Origin of the sequence: Xanthomonas arboricola pv. guizotiae (assembly GCF_002940205.1) — a bacterium.
Lineage (GTDB): Bacteria > Pseudomonadota > Gammaproteobacteria > Xanthomonadales > Xanthomonadaceae > Xanthomonas > Xanthomonas arboricola_C.
Window position 1 is genome coordinate 1 of the sequence record NZ_MDSK01000081.1, and the last position, 2,823, is coordinate 2,823.

The 2,823-nt window shown below is 62.0% G+C and carries 2 protein-coding genes; both read left to right on the forward strand.

Annotated elements, in window-relative coordinates:
- Positions 1 to 188 precede the first annotated feature (188 nt).
- Entirely contained in the window at positions 189 to 1,616 is a 1,428-nt protein-coding gene (locus XarbCFBP7408_RS21775) for a sugar porter family MFS transporter (protein WP_181107107.1), read from the forward strand.
- 381 nt (positions 1,617 to 1,997) lie between these two features.
- Positions 1,998 to 2,807, forward strand: a complete 810-nt coding sequence (locus XarbCFBP7408_RS21780; RefSeq protein ID WP_258072298.1) for an MASE1 domain-containing protein — start codon at positions 1,998 to 2,000, stop codon at positions 2,805 to 2,807.
- Positions 2,808 to 2,823: the final 16 nt, after the last annotated feature.

A 2,823-nucleotide genomic window follows, 5' to 3' on the forward strand; every position in this document is an offset into this window, starting at 1 on the left:
TGGTGGATCTGGCCAGGTACGCCGCCGGCAACGAACCCAAGCAGCTCAGCGGCCGTCAGGAAGCCTACGAGAACCTGATCAACCAGTATCTGACCCGTTGATGTCCCGTGGCCGGCGGCGCACTGCGCGTCGCCGGCCGATGTCGGCCGCCCCCGTGGCCGCTCCCTTGCATGCTTCCAGGTGAATCCATGTCCAGTGTCTCCGTAAACGGCGCCCCCGATGCCGGTGAGAACACCCGTTTTATCGTCCTGATCAGTTGCGTAGCCACGATCGGCGGCTTTTTGTTCGGTTTCGATAGCGGTGTGATCAACGGCACTGTCGACGGCCTGAAGCAGACCTTCAATTCCAGCGCCGCCGAAACCGGGTTCGAAGTCGCCTCGATGCTGCTGGGCTGCGCCATCGGCGCCTTCTTTGCCGGCCGTCTGGCCGACCGCTGGGGCCGCCGCGCGGTCCTGATCATTTCGGCGGCACTGTTCCTGCTCTCGGCCATTGGCGCCGGTGCCTCGCACAGTTCCGGCTTCTTCATCTTCGCGCGCGTGATGGGCGGCTTTGCGGTGGGCGCGGCCAGCGTCATCTCGCCGGCCTACATCGCCGAGGTCGCCTCCGCGCGCTATCGCGGCCGGCTCGCCACCATGCAGCAGATCGCCATCATCAGCGGGCTGTTTTGCGCATTCCTGAGCAACTACCTGCTGGCCAACGCGGCCGGCGCCTCCACCGAGCCGCTATGGGCCGGGCAGGCCGCCTGGCGCTGGATGTTCTGGATGCAGGCGGTTCCCTCACTGCTGTTCCTGTTGTTGTTGCTGGTTATCCCGGAGAGCCCGCGCTACCTGGTGGTCAAGGGCCGCCGCGAACAGGCGCTGCTGGTGTTGAAGCGCCTGTACGGCAACGCCGCCGCGCAGACCAAGCTGGCCGAGATCTCGGCCTCGATGTCGGCCGACCAGCACAAGCCCAAGTTCTCCGACCTCATCAACAAGGCCACCGGCAAGATCCGCCCGATCGTCTGGATCGGCGTGGGCCTGGCGGTGTTCCAGCAACTGGTCGGCATCAACGTGGTGTTCTATTACGGCGCCGTGCTGTGGCAGGCGGTGGGCTTCTCCGAGCAGGACGCACTGCTGATCAACGTGCTCTCCGGCGGCCTGAGCATCGGCGCCTGCCTGATCACGGTGATGCTGGTCGACAAGATCGGCCGCAAGCCGTTGCTGTGGATCGGCTCGGCCGGCATGGCGGTCTCGCTGGCGCTGGTGACCTATGCCTTCGCCACCGCCTCGCTGGACCCCAACGGCAAGCTCGCCATGTCCGACGCCATGGGCATGCTCGCGCTGGTGGCCGCCAACGTCTACGTGGTGTTCTTCAATGCCTCGTGGGGCCCGGTGATGTGGGTGATGCTAGGCGAGATGTTCCCCAACCAGATCCGCGGCTCGGGCCTTGCCATTGCCGGCGCCGCGCAGTGGACCTCCAACTTCGCCATCACCGTCAGCTTCCCGATCCTGCTCGGCAGCATCGGCCTGGCCGGCGCCTACGGCATCTACACTGTCGCCGCCTTCATCTCGGTGTTCTTCGTGCTCAAGTACGTCTACGAGACCAAGGGCAAGGAGCTGGAGCAGATGGAGGGCTGATCCGCTCCGTTATGCTGATATCGGCATGGAAGACGAACAAGGCCGCGCACTGCGCGGCCTTGTTCGTTGACGGTCCCGCCTCAGGCCTTGCGATGTCCCGCCTGCCTGCATCGCTGCAAGCCTCAATCCAGCTGACTGTCATCGTTGAGCTGGACCGGGTGCGTGCGCCTTCTCGCAACTGTTCGCAGCTGTGGCCGTGCCGTGTCAGGCGACCTGATTCCCGCATGGCCCGACGCACCAGCAAAGTGCAATACGCGTCTTCAAAGGCGATGACCGCCTGGAAGCGTACTGGCTCTTTTTGCAAATTGTGCGCCACCGCTATACTCCGACAGGCAGTTTCCCTCCAGACTAGGGCGAATCGTGGAACCAAGGAGTGGTGGTATGGCAGTAGCTAAAGAGCTTGTCAGAGGCATGCTGATCAGCGTGTGCTACTGCTTGGTGTTTCTGATGCTTTGGCGTTTTTCCCTTGATCAGTGGTACCTGCCAGTTGGCTTGCGGGTCGTTGCTTTGCTCTATCGACCCTATCGGGAGTGGCCGTTTCTGTTGGCGGGGGACGCTGCAGCGATGTTGTTCCTGCGGATTCCCTTGGGCCAGCTTCAGGGGTTCAGCCCGCTCTGGTCGTATTTGAGCCCCCTATTGCACGCGCCCTTGATCGCCTGTGCGATTGGACTGCTGCGTTACCGCGCTCCTTACATCGTCAAGCGGGAGCAGTGGCTTGTCCCTGCGGCTCTCGCGCTAGCCCTTTGGAATGCGTTATGCAGCCTGTTATTGAATGGGCTGCTCGGTGGGCCGCCGATCTACCCTGTAATCGACCTGCTGCTGCGATATGGGTCGGGCAGCTATCTCGGCGTGCTTACCCTGTTGTTGCCGGTAATGTTGTGGGCCAATTGGAATGAGAGCCCTGTCCGTTCCAGTTTTCCGCGGGATGTTGGCGTCGCTGTGGTTGTTGTCCTCAGCTTCTTCTTCACTCTTAGTGTCTTGAATGATCCATCGATTCGAAACGTTTTGATGGTCGCGATGCTCGTGCCGATGGTGGTACTGACTTTCAGGCATGGGTGGAGAGGGAATGCCTTAGGGGCGCTGTTGGCAAGCTTTGCGCTTGAGTTCTCAATGCCTAACAGGCTGCTGAAATACCTCTCAGCTCGTAGACTACTTGAGTCGGAACATCCCCCACTACCATGCGTGGCGTAGACGTCTTCAGCGAGCA